Here is a 14,269-nt window from a genome sequence, read left to right as displayed (position 1 = left end):
TATAGCCGCTGCAAGATCGCTCCCCCTGAGCTACGGACATCATTAGTAGCCGATGAAATCGCGTTCGACCTGCCCCGTTCGGGTAGTAGAAGACCCCTGCCCCGCCCGGCCCGCGTACGCCCAATGCGTTATGGTCGCCCCGCAAAGGCGGGTGCTAAGCTCGCCGCGCACCTTGCTGGCTGGCTGCTGCACGCCCCACTGGGTCTGGTCCCCCACCTGCCGTATCCCCGCATGACTCTCTGCCCCGCGTTCATCAGCCGCTTGCTCCAGGGGCTCTTCCTGGCTGCGCTTCTGGCTGTCTGCAGCACGGGCCATGCCGGGCAGCATCCACCGGTCCATGTGGGTTTCACCGGTTACAACCACACCGCCTGGCGCGCAGGCCAGGGCGCACCCGGCGATATCTGGGATATCCAGCAGGACGAAGCCGGCACGCTCTGGCTGGCAACCGGTTCGGGCCTCTACACCTTCGATGGCCAGCGCTTCCAGCGCCAGGAAGCCGGAGCAGGCACGGATGCGCCTTCGCTGAACATGGTCACCCTGTTCGCCGATCGCCCCGGCAGCATGTGGGTCGGCTACTTCCACGCCGGCATCGGCCATCTGGCCAACGGCAGGACCCTCAAGAGCTACCAGCGCAGCGAAGGCGTACCTGCCGGCGTGGTTGCCAGCTTCGCCTACGACAACGACGGCGTGCTGTGGGCCGCAGTGGAACAAGGGCTTCGCCGCTTCAGGAATGGCCGCTGGGAAAAACTGCCGGCCTCCATGGGCGTGCCCGAGCGGCGCGGCCACTGGCTGCTGAATGATTCGCGCGGCACCTTCTGGGCACTGGTAGGCCAGCAGGTCTGGTACATCCCCAAGGGCGGCTCCACGTTCATCCCCACCGGCATCGGCGTCGCCCAGATGTCCACCCTGGCCGAAAGCCCCTCCGGCGAAATCTGGCTGGCCGACCGTGGCCGCGGCACCCTGCCCATTGCCGATGCGCACGGCATGCTGCCCGAAGCCGAACGCGAGGCCCGCCGCCTGCCCGGCATCATCGCCAGCCGCATGCACTTCACCGCCGATGGGGTGATGTGGGCGCCGATGCGGGGCATGGATGGCGGCGGCGGCGTGGCCCGGGTGGTGTTCGACGGCAAGACCGCCGTGTTGGTGGAAACCTTCAACGTCGCCCAGGGGCTGACCTCCGCAGCGGCAGTGCCCGTGTTCGAGGATCGCGAAGGCAACATCTGGATCGGCACCAACCTGGGCCTCAGCCGCTTCCGCGCCCAGAGCGTACGCACGCTTACCGAGGGGCCCTACGACCCTTACCGCATCATGGGCCACAACGCGGCCGGCGACCTGTTCGGCTATGGCGAAGATACCGTGCCCTACGCCCTGCAGCGGCAGACACTGGGCCTGCCGCGTGCGCGGATGCAGGCCGCCGGCCTGGCCAACCGCACACCGCTCTGGCAGTTCGAATGGACCAACCTGGTGCAGCGCCGCGGCCACGAACTGCAGCGCATCGCGTTCCCGGGCGCGGCCGAAGGCCTGCAGCCGCAGGCCCTGTATTTTCCCAGTGCACGTGAAGCCTGGGCCTGCGTGCAGGGCACCTTCCTCAGCCATTACCTCGATGGTGCCTGGCGCAGCCCCGTGGATCTGCAGCGCAACAACTGCATTGCACTGGCGCCCGATGGCAAGGGCGGGCTCATTGCGGGCTTTGCCGATGGCGCGCTGGCGCTCTACAACAACGGGCAACTGCACGCCCTGGGAAAAGCCGATGGCCTGAACGTCGGGCCGATCACCGCCATCCTGGCCCAGGGTGACCTGCTGCTGGTGGCCGGCGAAAAAGGCCTGGCCATCCGCCGTGGTGCAGATGCCTTCGGCGAAGTGAAGGTCGATATTGCCGGTGCGCTGGAAGGCATCACCGGCATCGTGGTCGACCCGTCGCGGCAGCTCTGGCTCAATGGTGGGCGCGGCCTGGTCCGCCTCGATCTGGCCACCGCCATCGCAAGCGCCACGCAGGGCAGCGTGGTTTCGCCGCGCCTGTTCGATGATGTCGACGGCATGCCCGGCGTTGCCCTGCAGAGCGGGCCCCTGCCCACCGCACAGCTTTCCCGCGATGGCCTGCTCTGGCTGGGCACCAACCAGGGCCTGGCCTGGCTGGATACGCGCAAGCCCAACCGCAGCCGTGCAGCGCCGGTCACCCGCATCGGCAACATCCACTATGGCGATGCACAGGAACCGCTGGCCAACGGCGCCACGCTCCCCGCCGGCATCACCCAGCTGCAGATCGATTTCATCGCCCAGTCGCTGGCCCGGCCCGAGCGCAATCGCTACCGCTACCGGCTGTCCCGTGTCGATGCAGACTGGCGCGACGCCGGCAGCGCCACCACGGCGTACTACACCAACCTGGGCCCGGGCACCTACACCTTCGATGTCATCGCCGCCAGCGAAGACGGCGTATGGGGCACCGCGCCTACCTCCGCCAGCTTCACCATCGAACCGCTGCTGACGCAGACATTCTGGTTCCGCAGCCTGGTGGCCATTGCCATCATCCTGCTGATTGCCGCCGCCGCGCGCATGCGCGCCAGGAACATCACCGCGCTGGTGAAGGCGCGCTACGAAGAACGCCTGCAGGAACGCGAGCGCATCGCCCGCGACCTGCACGACACCCTGCTGCAGGGCAGCCAGGGCCTGTTGCTGCGGCTGCATGCCATCAGCGTGATGCCCGCCCTTCCACCCGGTGCCCAGGAACGCCTGGAATCGGCCATGCAGGCCGCCGAGGACAGCCTGCGCGAAGGCCGCGACCGCGTCACCGCGCTGCGCCAGGAAGCCGACAACCGCGCCGATCTTGCCGCCGCCCTGTCGGAAGTCTTCAGCCAGGACACGCAGCCGGATGACCGCCGTCTTCGCATCACCGTGGAAGGTGAGCCACCGCGCATCGGCACCGATGCACTGGAAGAGATCTACCTGATCGGGCGCGAAGCCATCCGCAACGCCATCGAGCATTCAGGCGCATCGGCCATCGAAGTGGAGATTGCTTACGGCGCAACCCTGCGGCTGCACATCCGCGACGATGGCCAGGGCATGGAGCCCGACCGGGTGCGCGAAGGCCACTGGGGGCTGCAGGGCATGCGCGAACGCGCCCTGCGCCTGGGCGCGGACCTGAAGATCTGGTCCCGCCCCGGCCTGGGCACCGAGGTCGCGCTGTCCATCCCCACCCACCGCTTGACCCCCGCCCGGGCCACCGCGCCCTGGTGGCGCCGGCTGCCATGGCCGAGGCGCTGACATGAACACCCCCATCCGCATCCTGGTGGTGGATGACCACCCGCTGCTGCGCGAGGGCCTGCTCGCCCTGCTGCAGAGCAGCCCGGACATGCACCTGGTGGCCGAAGCCGGCGATGGCGTGCAGGCCGTCAGCGCCTACCTGGAACACCGCCCGGATGTCGTGCTGATGGACCTGCAGATGCCCCGCATGGATGGCATCGAAGCGATTGCCCGCATCCGCGCAACCGAACCCGACGCCCGCATCATCGTGCTCACCACCTACAGCGGTGATGCGAAAGCGGTGAAGGCCCTGCATGCCGGGGCCAGCGCCTACCTGCTGAAGGACATGCTGCGCCACGACCTGCTGTCGACCATCCGCCTGGTGCATTCCGGCAAGCGCGTTCCGTTGCCGGCCGAGGTAGCGACCAACATCGCCGCGCATGTCACCCTGGATGCGCTGTCACCGCGTGAGATCGAGATACTGAAGTTTGTTGCCGCCGGCTGTTCCAACAAGCGCATTGGCGACCAGCTGGGCATTTCCGAGCAGACGGTGAAGGCGCACATGAAGAATTCCATGGCCAAGCTGGGCGCGCGTGACCGCACGCATGCAGTCACGCTGTCGTTGCAGCGGGGAATCATCACGCTGGATGAGGATCATCTTCGGCCGCGGTGAGATGTGCGGGTGGCTGGACGGCACCAGGTGGTGGTATTCCATGAAAGCTGCCCGCAGAGCGGCCACGCTTCGTTGCTAGACTGGCGCGCTACCGCCTCGCAGTTCACGAACAAGGACCCCCGATGACGCTGCTCACCAACCAGGTAACCGATCGCATCCGCCAGAGCGTGGACCGCAAGGACCATCGTTCGACATCCAGTCCATGCACGTTTCCAAGGATGGAAAGAAGGCATTGCTGCTTGGCAGCTTCGAGGATCTGGATTTCCCGGAAGTGTTCATCTACAGCGACAAGAGCGGGTCGGTCTGGCGTTGTATCTCCGTGCGTGACTGAATCGCTGCGCCACAGAACGGGCAGTACATGACAGCTTGATCAAACCATCCGACACCTTGTTCTGTGTGGATATATCCGACTGCCAAGTACAGAACGCCGTTGTCCTCAACACGCAGCAACTTCTCTGGCGGAGATGTCATTGCATTGCTCATATCGCTGCAGCAGCTTCCAAAGCTCGACATGAAACCTTCCTGGGGGCCAACGCCTGAGTTGAGCCATGCCGCGCAGCAGCATCGGCTGGAAGGACGTGTTATACCAACCGGCTTGAAAAGTCGAAAGAACCTGGCATGAAAGGGTTAGTGCGTGTTGGCTCAATCTCCTGCCCGGCCGAAGTCCGCTACCGGCCAGAAGCGGGCGTCAAGTACGCTCTGCTGAGGTAAGCGTTGCGAACGAGATTCGTGTCTTCGAGTTACTCGCAGGATCACTGGGCGCGCCCAAGGCTGCTTCGTTGATGTGCGCTCCAGCTGGCCCAAGTCCAAATTGAAGAGCAGTGTTGAAGTGAGCGTGCCCAGTTGAAGCGTGACAGTCCGAGGTCTCCGGCAGCATCTGCTCCCAAAGGAGCGATAGCACATTCGCGGCAGGGAGCGCAGCGATTGCCGCGTGCAGCCCCAACCCGAGCGCTTTGATCCAGCCCAAGTGTGTGGAAACCTCTGCTTCCACGTCTCCGGAGCTGGTGGTTACGGTCGGCATGGACAGGCGGCTCTCCGTCTACTGGGTACGAGAAGGCAACGCTAGCACGGTCGGCAATAGGGACAGAGCTGGTGCTGCGTGGGTGCTCGCAGCAGGCGAGGCGTATGGTGGCGAAAGCGTATGCCAGAAGCGTCCGCGAGGGAGGTTACGCGGGTACAGCCGCTGGAAGGAGGCCTCGCTTGCCCCTGGCGAGGCCCTGCATGGAAGGCAGGAGACCTTCGCACCAGAGGACGTGTTGGCAGCTGGTCAATCTCAGGCGGCTTGGCTGAACACAACGAGCGGCCGCGAGGTCGCTGGTGGCCGGCTCCCCGCTGCCAGTTACGATCATCAGGCGCCGAGATATCAGATCCAGGGGCCATATAGATCGTCAGGGTTGATCCCTGCTCGGATCAGAATGCGATCACGCCGCAACTGTTCTTCCCATTGTGCCGAGAACTGCGCTGTTGGCACGTCCCCAGAGTTGTGGCACGTCGGACACGTGAGCTGAACGCCGGTTGGAACTTCTTCAAGCCCCCGGCCTGCCGACAGTCGGCACTCTCTGCCGCAGAGCCGACAACTGCAGATGACAGTCTCGATGCTCTTGAGGCTGCCGTTGATGCGCAACAGAGCTTGGATCCTGAGGATCCGCAACGACATTGACATGGTCATGGGGTCCGGCCATATGAGGGCTGGACACGGGAGCGAACAATTTCGCGCCGGAGAAGAGCCAGGAACCATCATCGTATCGTCAATCCGATGAAGGACGCATCAAGCCGAGCTGTGCCAACGACTCTCTCGTTATCACTTCTGGCGTGTGCAGCAAAGTGCGACCATGTTCGATAGTCCCTCGCGCCTGCTCGAGGTTGCTGACGTATTCGCTATCCTACAATGGGGAAACGGAAATGAGCTTCCAGCAGCCTTCGGCGATCTCTTCAGCGCCGGGATTTCCTCGCAGGCTAGGCCGCTTTGCCAAACGCTCCTGAAGGTCGTGTAGCCAGGCAACCTGGGTGCCATGTGGATTTCTGGTGTATATGTCGCAGGCCAGTCGAATTACGGGCGCAACCTCGTGACGAAAGTTCAGCGCAGGAAGAGCCCCGGCATTGAATGCCAATTCCCAGTGAGCAAGTTCTCTGTCTATATCGACGTAGTCTTTGTTTCTTGGGCTTTCCATGGCAGTTCTCCTTTCGGGGCTCCGACTCTACTCGCTTAGTCACTCTGCTGTTTGCGCCCTCGTTCATAAATGGGACGCTGCAGTACGCCTTCGTAACGGCGGAGAGAGGACTGTGAGTGGGCAGCACTTAGCTGCAGTGGAGTAACGTATGAACAATGTCAATCAGGGTCAGGATCCGCGTGCCAACGACAGCAGCGATGCCAAGCGAGCTGGGCAGCAGGGACAACAGGGCCAAGTGAATGGCGAGGAGCTCGGTGGCGGCCCCGATGGAAAGGGCGAGAAGGATCCGCAGAAGCAGCAGCAGAGCAGCCAGGAGGGCGGCAAACAGGGAAGTGACAAGGAAAAGCAAGGTGAACAGCAAAACGCTCGCCGCTAGGGCATAACGAGGAGCCGCGCGTAGCGCGGCTTTCTTCTGGCTCAGCAGGAATCAGAGATCATGGCATTGCATGAGAAAGCGGTTGGTTTGATGACCAAGATCATGTATCAGTCTCGCCCAGCGATTACGACGACCATGGGGCTTTGCCGTTCTTGTCATTCCCCGAGCCCTGGTGGAATGGAGTGCGCACGCTGCCTTACTGAAGAGCTCGGAAGGATCATCGAGAATCGCGGTGCCGCTGTCCGTTGGCTTGATTCGTTCTTGAAGGTTCAGCAAGACGAGGCTCAGGTCTTCCTGTGCGCCAGTCGCGTCGCCCCGACTGGGCATGGCTGACCTTCTACAGGGATTCGGTCGTCCATATGCCTTTCTTCATCAGCATCTACGACAGAAACGGGAGGGGCTTGCGCCTTCCCGAAGGGTGGTGGATTGACTTGTCATGCGCTTCTCCGGCCTTGGTTAGGCGATCAACTCGGATTGATCTGCCCATGTCCTGTGTTGACGAGCATCCACGGATAGAACCGGTTGTGTTGGACGATCTCCATCGCCGTATTGAAGGTGCCCAATGGCTGACCTAGAAAAGTACGACCCGGTAAGCGTACGTTGGCTTAGCTTTCGCCTGCGGAATGGGCAGTCCATCGGTCCAGAGACGCTGAAGGCCGTTTGGTCAGATGCCGCCGAGACGAATACCTGCAGCGTGCGCAGGGAACATGGCCCGGACGGTCATGTTGTCTATGTGCTGTATGCGTCACGTGGTCTTCCCATGCCGCGGCGAGCAGAAATGCGGCTGCGATCAATGCTGGAAGACGCTGGATACGCCTTCACAATGGGAGCGATTGCGGGTCGTCACCCGGTCGGAGGCTAGTCCGATCTCACGGCCTCGAGCTGGCGAAGGTCAAGCGCAGGCCGCGTGATGCCAAGGCCTGAGCTGCTTGGCAGGCTTTAGCAATTGCGGCATGGTGGGCTCGGCTTCGGAATGAGAACGGGAGAAGCCGTATAGGCTTTTTGTCGCGTCACCTGAGTAACCTTAGCGATCCGCTGCGTTTTGACTAGCGTTCCATCAAGGCCGACAGCTCGGCCAGGGCGCGCTGACTGCAGCAGTCTTCTTCGCGACGTGGCTGCTGCCCCCAAGCAGTAGGTTCGGCGTTGAAGGAGGCGACCAAGACTGCGTAATCGCGGATGATGACTGCGCCCACCTGTACCCAGCAGCAAACAGATACCGCGCATGACTGGGAACCTGGAAGATATATTCGGTGTATTCCAGATGTCCGCCTCAGGTCGCATCACGCCCAACTTCCAAGCCCAGGCGTGCGCTGGCCGGTGATCCAACGACCACTTCCTGCCAGCAGGATTGCCACGGCCTTGCCGATGTCGTGGGGGCACCCCGTACGTCCCATCGCCGTGTGCTGTGCCACGTATTGGTTCACAGATGCATCGTCGCGCACAGCATCGCCGAAGAAATCGGTCTCGGTGGCGCCAGGCGCCATGGAGTTCACCGCGATGCCCCTCGGCCTCAGCTCCAGCGCGAGATAGCGGGTCGCCGTCTCCAGCGCGCTCTTCATTGCCGCGTACGCAAGGCTGCTCGCTGCCGCATGCCGGGTCAGGCTGGTGGCGATGTTGATGATGGCGCCGCCATCGGCCAGAAGCGGACATCGCGCCACCGCCCCGTGTGAAGCTACTTACTGCATCGTATTGCCCACGGCTGACCAACCGAGCCCATTCGCAGCCGCAAGGCAGTCTCACATCAGACCAACCCGAGTGCGCGCGGGTTCCCGGTACGCCAGACGTTGTCTACAGTCACCTGCTCGATCACCCACACATCGCCCCTCCGGGAAAGCGCAACGTCGTAGCGATTCTTCATCAGGTAGTGGCTGCCTGGGTCGTCGCGGGACACATGCTGGGCCTCCACCAGCATGTCTACGCTGGCACCGTCCCCATCAATCATCACGCGAGGGTTGCTGATGGAGTGGGTTGTATCAACCTGGCTGAGCGAGCTCGCCAGTGCTTCAACGATGATGTCCCGGCCTTGCAGGATCGGGTACTCGAATCCGGCTTTGGCGGCCGCTGGGCGGAAATCGGAGATCGCGTTCTCGGCGAACGCAGACGCGAGCAGAGCGCGATCGCGCAGGTCGATGCCTGCGGCAAAACGGTAAAGAGCCTCCAGAACGGATTGCTTGTCGCTGGCGAGATGCTCGGTAGTGCTGGGAACTGACATTTCAAGATTCCTTAGAGTGTGTGGCCACTCGCGCGCCCTGCAGAGTGATACGGGTGTCGGCGATGGATTCGGCAAAGCCACTGCCAAAGATGTCGACCGGTGTCTGGAATCCCGCACGCACCTCACCCGCCAGCACACGGCGCGCGGCCTCTATCGCGGCCAGAGGGGTGAAGCTGTATCCGTTCACGGTATCCAGCACGGCATAGGCGGTCGAACCGTCGGCATCCATGACTTCGACTGCGGCGTGGTAGCGGTTTTCGGCGCGTTCCTGGTCGGTGGGGCCGTCTGGCAATGCTTCACTTCCCCCGTCGGGGAATGCGATTCCGGACACGTGCACGTAGGTTTCGATATCGGCCACGCCGCTTTGGCGGGCAATAGTGATCAGATCAGGCAGGGTCACGGGGAAACAGCTGGATGCACCGTTGCCAAAATCAAAATCGCGCAGCTCGCGTGGGTCACGACCAACAAGCTCGCCGCCCCTGCGCATCAGGCAGTGCGCGGTGATCTGCTCGCTGGCACTGGTTGCCGAACCCCGGGACATCGCACCGGTGACGTGCAGCGCGATGCGAAGCGATCTCGGCCGCTCAATCTGTTTCATCGCGCGCGTGGCAAGGCTGCCCAGCATCGCCACGCTGCCCCCGCTTCCCGGCATCAACATCACGCCTGCTTTCACTGCATCCGGGTCCAACGCTGCAGCGAGCTCATAGCTGACCAGCTCGGCGGCGATATCGAGATAGTGGGTACCGGTGCGCAGGCATGCCGCCAACAAGGGCGCAGCTGTATGCACAAACGGGCCGGCACAGTTGAGCAGCACGGTAACTCCGTGCAGCCCACGCTCCACATCGGTCACGATATCCAGGGGAAATACGCGGTACTCGACGCCCAGCACGGTCGCCAAGGCACGTAACGGTACCTCGTCGCGGCCCGCCAGGACCACGTCCAGCCCGGCCGCCTTCGCGCGTGCCGCTGCCATGCGCCCGGTGTAGCCGGCGGCACCGTAGATCATCAGTCTGCTCATGGTGTGTTCCTCGCCGCCCTACTCAAGTGCGGCATCAATGCGGGAAATCCTGCCGTGCGTATCCACGGCAAGGTCAAGCCGGCCGATCTCATGCCCGAAGTCACCGGTGAAGTCGACGCGGGCGCGGATGCCGGTCCTTCCCAATGCCGTTACCGAGAGCAGACGGGTGACCGTGTGGTAGCCGACGAAGTAGCGTTCCAGGTAGTCCCGCACGCCGGCGCGTCCGCGGAACGTGTGACCGGTCGAGGGGTCATCGATCACGGCGTTTACGCTGAACAACGCGAGGCCCGCCTCCACATCGAAAGCATTGGTCGCGACAATGAGGGCTTTCACGGTGGCTTCCAACGGCAGCAGCTCCGAAGCCTTACTCATGGCCGTGCTGCCAGCTCTTGTAGACGAACTCGAGGCTGTAGCCGTCCGGATCACGTACCTGCGCGGCGTAGTAGCGTGGATCGTAATGCAGCTGCGCGCCTGGGGGATGAATTTCGGTAGCACCTGCAGCGATGGCTGCGGCGTAGGCGGCATCGACCATGGCAGTCGAGTCGGCAACGAAGCCGACGTGCACGGCCTGCGCTGCGGCCACTCCCTGCCTCAGCCAGAAGAACACGCGCCCACGCCCACCGAAGCCTTTCAGGTCAGGGTGACCAGGCGGACCCTGGTGGCCGTCGTAGTCGAGCCGGTTGACGATGCCCAACGGCGCCAACGCGGCAGTGTAGAAGGCGACCGACCGTGTGGTGTCTGTCACCGTCAGAAAGAGATGGTCCAGCATGTCTGTCTCCCGTTGAAGGTCAGATGTTGTAGCCACCGGCCACTTCCAGCGTCTGTGCATTTACCCAGCCGTACCCATCACCCAGAAGCCCGGCCACGACGCGACCAACATCGTCCGGCTCACCCACCCTGCCCAATGCAGTCTGTGAAGCCAGCAATGCTTCGAATTCGTCGTTCAGGCCGCCGCCCAGCTCGGTACGGATCGCGCCCGGTGCCACCGCATTCACGCGAATGCGTCTTTCGCCAAACTCCTTGGCCATGTAGCGGGTAAGCACTTCCAGCCCGCCCTTGAAGGCGGCGTACGGCGCCACCCCAGCGGTTGCCACACGCGTGGTGGCGCTGGTGATGTTGACGATGCTGGCACCTGTGGCCAGCAGCGGCAGCAAGGCCTGGGTGAGAAAGAACGGCCCTTTCAGATGCACGTTGTACAGGCTGTCGAACTGGTCCTCACTCACCGTCTCGATTGGATTGAACACACCGAAGCCGGCGTTGTTGACCAGACCCGAAAGTGTGGTTGCGCCCCAGGTATCCTGCAGCGTCTGCGCCAGCTGCGCAGCGAATGCCGCGAAGCTGTCGGTCTTGCCCACATCCAGGTGCAGGGCGACGGCGCTGCCGCCGTTTTCCCGTACGCGCGTTACAAGCTGTTGGGCAGCGTCCGGCTGGGCGTTGTAGGTGAGCACGACGCCCATGCCTTGCTGCGCGCAGTTGAGGGCCGCGCTGGCGCCGATGCCACGGCTGCCGCCGGTGATCAGTACGTGTTTCATGCAGCGATCCTGTGCGATGAATGTTGATGCACAGGCTAGGCCGGTGCGCCGGGTGGCGCAGTTCTGATCCTCCCCGATTCTTGCCTATTCCTGCTTTCTGCCTTGCAAGGTCAATCCCCGGGGTGTCCAATGCCGGCATGGATAGCGCCCTGCAAGAGCTTCGCCGCTTGGCGGCAAAGGCCGAGAATCGCCGGACTGAAACCGGGATTCCCCGCGTGGCCATGGTTCAGGGCGAGATCCCCGAGCATGCGCTGGCCGCCGTGTATGAGCCGATGATCAACCTGATCCTGCAGGGCAGCAAGTCGATGACGGTGGGCGAGAAGACCCTCCACTACGACCCGGCGACCTACTTCATCATGTCGCTGGACCTGCCAGCCGTCGGCGCGGTGCACCCGGCGCCTACGGGGGAGCCTTACCTGGCGGTGAGTCTCACCCTGGATGCAGACATCATTTCCACTCTCCTCTGCGACACCACCGATGAGGCCAGTGGACGCGGCGTGCCTTCATCGCAGACCGAGGCTTTCAATGTCGCTGCGGTAACCCCCGAGCTGATGGACGCATGGGTGAGGATGCTGCGCCTGATGGAGCAACGCTCCGACATTCCGGCGCTGGCTCCGGTATACGAGCGGGAGATCCTCTATCGCGTATTGCAGGGGCCGCATGGCTGCATGTTGCGGCAGTTGGCGACGCCAGACTCCGCACTGGCCCGCATCAGCAGTGCCATCCAGCGCATCCGCCACGACTTTTCAAAGCCGTTGCGCGTTGCCTCACTCGCCCAGCAGGTAGCAATGAGTGAATCGGCATTCCACCGGCACTTCAAGGCTGCGACGGCGCTCAGCCCTCTGCAGTACCAGAAGCAACTGCGCCTGCTGCGAGCGCGTCAGATGCTGGCGACCCATGGCAAAGGCGTTACGACGACAGCGATGGAAGTCGGCTATGAGAGTCCCACACAGTTCAGCCGGGAATATGCACGCGCGTTTGGATTGCCGCCGTCGCAGGATATGGCACGGATGATGGCCAGTCGGCGCATGCAGTTGCCGGAGTAGCTGCCCTCCACGATGGAGGTGTTTGGGGCCCGTTTCCGTAGACTTGCTGCGCTTGCTACTGGGGTGTCCGTTTACGGCCAGAAGCGGCCGTGCCTGCGTGAATTCATTGGGCATCCCAACTGTACGCTAGGATGCGCCCACTGCCAGGAGTGCGCGCGCGCCTGCCTTGGGCGAAAGCATGCAGGCGGCAGGCCCGGACCAGCGCGTCTCAGCGAACCGACGCTTGCGGACCTGGACCAAGCCTCTGGCACTCGGCAGCTGAATCAATGCTCAATCAGCGACTTCAGGCGCTTGCGATGTGCTCTCAGTTGGCTGCCAATGACGTTCGATCCTGTCCTGCGCGCCGCCATTTTTGCGTATTTAAGGAAGCTTCGGCCATTCTTGGGCGCGTGCTCGGAATAACGATTTAAGAGATTCTTGCGCCGCTGCACGAGTAGAGCGACGCCTCCGTCGGTTCTCTTGGCATCCCGAAACTGTTTAACCCCTCTTCGCATCTTGACATAGAAGCGGGAGATGCCTGAGGCTCGCAGAAAAACTTGAGCGCCGTCATAGGTGAGGCCTAGATACGGGAGCGGCACCGGCCCTTTTCCTGCATCGAAATGACTTTTGACCGTCTTAGTGTCTTGAATTGTAAGCGCCAGTGCAGCCAACTCTGATTCAACCAGCTTACAAATAGCTTCAACATCCGCGCCCGGCACAATTACCAAGATGTCGTCGCAATACCTTCGGTACAACCCTCCAAGACCTTCGATCACCGCTTTCACCTTTTCGTCGAAGGGGAGCATGTAGATATTGGATAGGGCAGCACTGATTGGCGACCCTTGAGGTATTCCTCGATCTTTCGCGTTCACTTCGATCAGATTTCCACCACGGATAGCATTTCGGAATGCGGTAGCGTCACATAGCCGGTCAAGACGCCCTAGGCTTGTGCGACTCAAGTCAAGCGCCCGTCTTGCGGCTATAAGCTCGACTGAGGCGTGCCTAGTTAAGGACTTGAACACCGCAAAGTGGTCACCGGGCAGGCTTTGGAAGCCCATCAAAGATGCCCACTGATCCCGAAGCAGCCGGTGATTCAATGACCCAAAAAAGTCCCTGACGTCAAATCCGAGCGCGGTACACGGGCGATGGCAATCGATCCACTCAAACGCTTCTTGGGCGAAATCGACATTGGACTTCTTGAGTGCACGAAAGGCGATGACGTTCTCGCTGAGGCCTCGAGCCTTCAGCTCAACCTCTAGGCGCTCCGTCAACAGAAAGTTGTAGTAGGCGTAAATCGCGGCATCCGCATGAGCCGCGTACCTTATCTCCCGGACCTTCTTGCTTTTCTTTACTAAACCGGGTCCGATCCGCTTGAACTTGTTCCTGACATTGTCATGGCGGATAAAGGGATAAAAAGAGTGTTGCCTAACTGCCTCCGGGTCACACACAAGCTGCTTGCACGCTAGGCGAGAGAGAGGGGTGTCGAAGTGCACGTACTTCCTGTGCACATATGCAGCTTCGAGAGCTGACTTTGGGATTTCCTTACCCATGCTGAACTGACCTGTTTTCTACAGGGCGAGGCAGGCTGCGGCGACCTTTACCCCCCCTGATTGGTACTGCACAGGTTCCATCTATGGAGACCCTACCCACGCGGCCGGTAACCGCGCTTAACCGCATAGACACAAGATTGTTGTGTAGCCACGTTTCGGAGGAACTTATGGTCACGATTGCGGTCGAACTGATGTCGAGCCTTGTCGCTCACCTCGTCCGGGTGGCGGTCGCAGCATGCTGCGGTCGCTCTCCTGGCGTGCTAAGCACTGCCCCATTCGCAGAAAACTGAATGGGCGTCACATTTTTAGCACTTCATCGACTGGGAATCAACCAGCCGCTTATGCACTGACCAAAGTAAGGCTTCGAGCAGGACCGTCATGCTGTGGTATGGGTCCAGCTTGGCAGCGTACGCGCCAGTCTCACGGACGCCGACGAGGAGCCTGAAACAGGTCATGGGCAGTTGTTCGTAGC

The 14,269-nt window shown here is 62.1% G+C and carries 13 protein-coding genes; 5 read left to right on the top strand and 8 right to left on the bottom strand.

Going from position 1 to position 14,269, the window contains the following annotated elements; all coding sequences use genetic code 11:
* Positions 1-339 precede the first annotated feature (339 nt).
* The 3 genes from ACM2ZB_RS16765 (at position 340) to ACM2ZB_RS16755 (ending at position 4,244) form a co-directional block, all read left to right on the top strand.
* Positions 340-3,261: a triple tyrosine motif-containing protein gene (locus ACM2ZB_RS16765; RefSeq protein ID WP_416056294.1), complete on the top strand. Its 2,922-nt coding sequence runs from the start codon at positions 340-342 to the stop codon at positions 3,259-3,261.
* 1 nt (position 3,262) lies between these two features.
* The gene (locus tag ACM2ZB_RS16760) at positions 3,263-3,913 is read left to right on the top strand and encodes a response regulator (RefSeq protein ID WP_416056293.1); all 651 of its coding nucleotides are present in this window, start codon (positions 3,263-3,265) and stop codon (positions 3,911-3,913) included.
* Between the two features lie 202 nt (positions 3,914-4,115).
* A complete protein-coding gene (locus ACM2ZB_RS16755; RefSeq protein ID WP_416056292.1) occupies positions 4,116-4,244 on the top strand; it encodes a hypothetical protein in 129 nt (42 codons plus the stop codon).
* 1,552 nt (positions 4,245-5,796) lie between these two features.
* On the opposite strand, the gene ACM2ZB_RS16750 is transcribed toward ACM2ZB_RS16755, so the two are convergent.
* Positions 5,797-6,084, bottom strand: coding sequence for a hypothetical protein (locus tag ACM2ZB_RS16750; protein ID WP_100049924.1), 288 nt, complete (start codon positions 6,082-6,084; stop codon positions 5,797-5,799).
* A gap of 148 nt (positions 6,085-6,232) precedes the next feature.
* On the opposite strand from ACM2ZB_RS16750, the gene ACM2ZB_RS16745 reads away from it, so the two are divergent.
* Complete coding sequence (locus ACM2ZB_RS16745) at positions 6,233-6,460, top strand: hypothetical protein (protein WP_416056291.1); 228 nt, start codon at positions 6,233-6,235, stop codon at positions 6,458-6,460.
* A gap of 1,280 nt (positions 6,461-7,740) precedes the next feature.
* Here the strand turns inward: ACM2ZB_RS16745 and ACM2ZB_RS16740 are convergent.
* The 6 genes from ACM2ZB_RS16740 to ACM2ZB_RS16715 form a co-directional block, all read right to left on the bottom strand.
* Positions 7,741-8,118 (bottom strand): SDR family oxidoreductase, encoded by a 378-nt coding sequence (locus tag ACM2ZB_RS16740; protein WP_416056290.1) that lies wholly within the window; start codon positions 8,116-8,118, stop codon positions 7,741-7,743.
* A gap of 83 nt (positions 8,119-8,201) precedes the next feature.
* Positions 8,202-8,672, bottom strand: a complete 471-nt coding sequence (locus ACM2ZB_RS16735) for a nuclear transport factor 2 family protein (protein ID WP_416056289.1) — start codon at positions 8,670-8,672, stop codon at positions 8,202-8,204.
* A gap of 1 nt (position 8,673) precedes the next feature.
* Positions 8,674-9,690: a saccharopine dehydrogenase NADP-binding domain-containing protein gene (locus tag ACM2ZB_RS16730; RefSeq protein WP_416056288.1), complete on the bottom strand. Its 1,017-nt coding sequence runs from the start codon at positions 9,688-9,690 to the stop codon at positions 8,674-8,676.
* An 18-nt stretch (positions 9,691-9,708) separates the two neighbouring features.
* Positions 9,709-10,062 (bottom strand): nuclear transport factor 2 family protein, encoded by a 354-nt coding sequence (locus ACM2ZB_RS16725; protein WP_416056287.1) that lies wholly within the window; start codon positions 10,060-10,062, stop codon positions 9,709-9,711.
* Positions 10,055-10,459, bottom strand: a complete 405-nt coding sequence (locus ACM2ZB_RS16720; protein WP_416056286.1) for a VOC family protein — start codon at positions 10,457-10,459, stop codon at positions 10,055-10,057. The genes ACM2ZB_RS16725 and ACM2ZB_RS16720 overlap by 8 nt, the downstream gene beginning before the upstream one ends.
* Before the next feature lie 19 nt (positions 10,460-10,478).
* Positions 10,479-11,222 (bottom strand): SDR family NAD(P)-dependent oxidoreductase, encoded by a 744-nt coding sequence (locus ACM2ZB_RS16715; RefSeq protein WP_416056285.1) that lies wholly within the window; start codon positions 11,220-11,222, stop codon positions 10,479-10,481.
* A gap of 221 nt (positions 11,223-11,443) precedes the next feature.
* On the opposite strand from ACM2ZB_RS16715, the gene ACM2ZB_RS16710 reads away from it, so the two are divergent.
* Positions 11,444-12,268 (top strand): AraC family transcriptional regulator N-terminal domain-containing protein, encoded by an 825-nt coding sequence (locus tag ACM2ZB_RS16710; protein WP_416058569.1) that lies wholly within the window; start codon positions 11,444-11,446, stop codon positions 12,266-12,268.
* 263 nt (positions 12,269-12,531) lie between these two features.
* Here the strand turns inward: ACM2ZB_RS16710 and drt2 are convergent, their stop codons facing one another.
* Entirely contained in the window at positions 12,532-13,797 is a 1,266-nt protein-coding gene (drt2, locus tag ACM2ZB_RS16705) for an antiviral reverse transcriptase Drt2 (protein WP_197581950.1), read from the bottom strand.
* Positions 13,798-14,269 lie beyond the last annotated feature (472 nt).

This window comes from Stenotrophomonas maltophilia, from assembly GCF_047782825.1.
Lineage (GTDB): Bacteria > Pseudomonadota > Gammaproteobacteria > Xanthomonadales > Xanthomonadaceae > Stenotrophomonas.
This window is presented reverse-complemented; position numbering and strand designations above follow the sequence as displayed.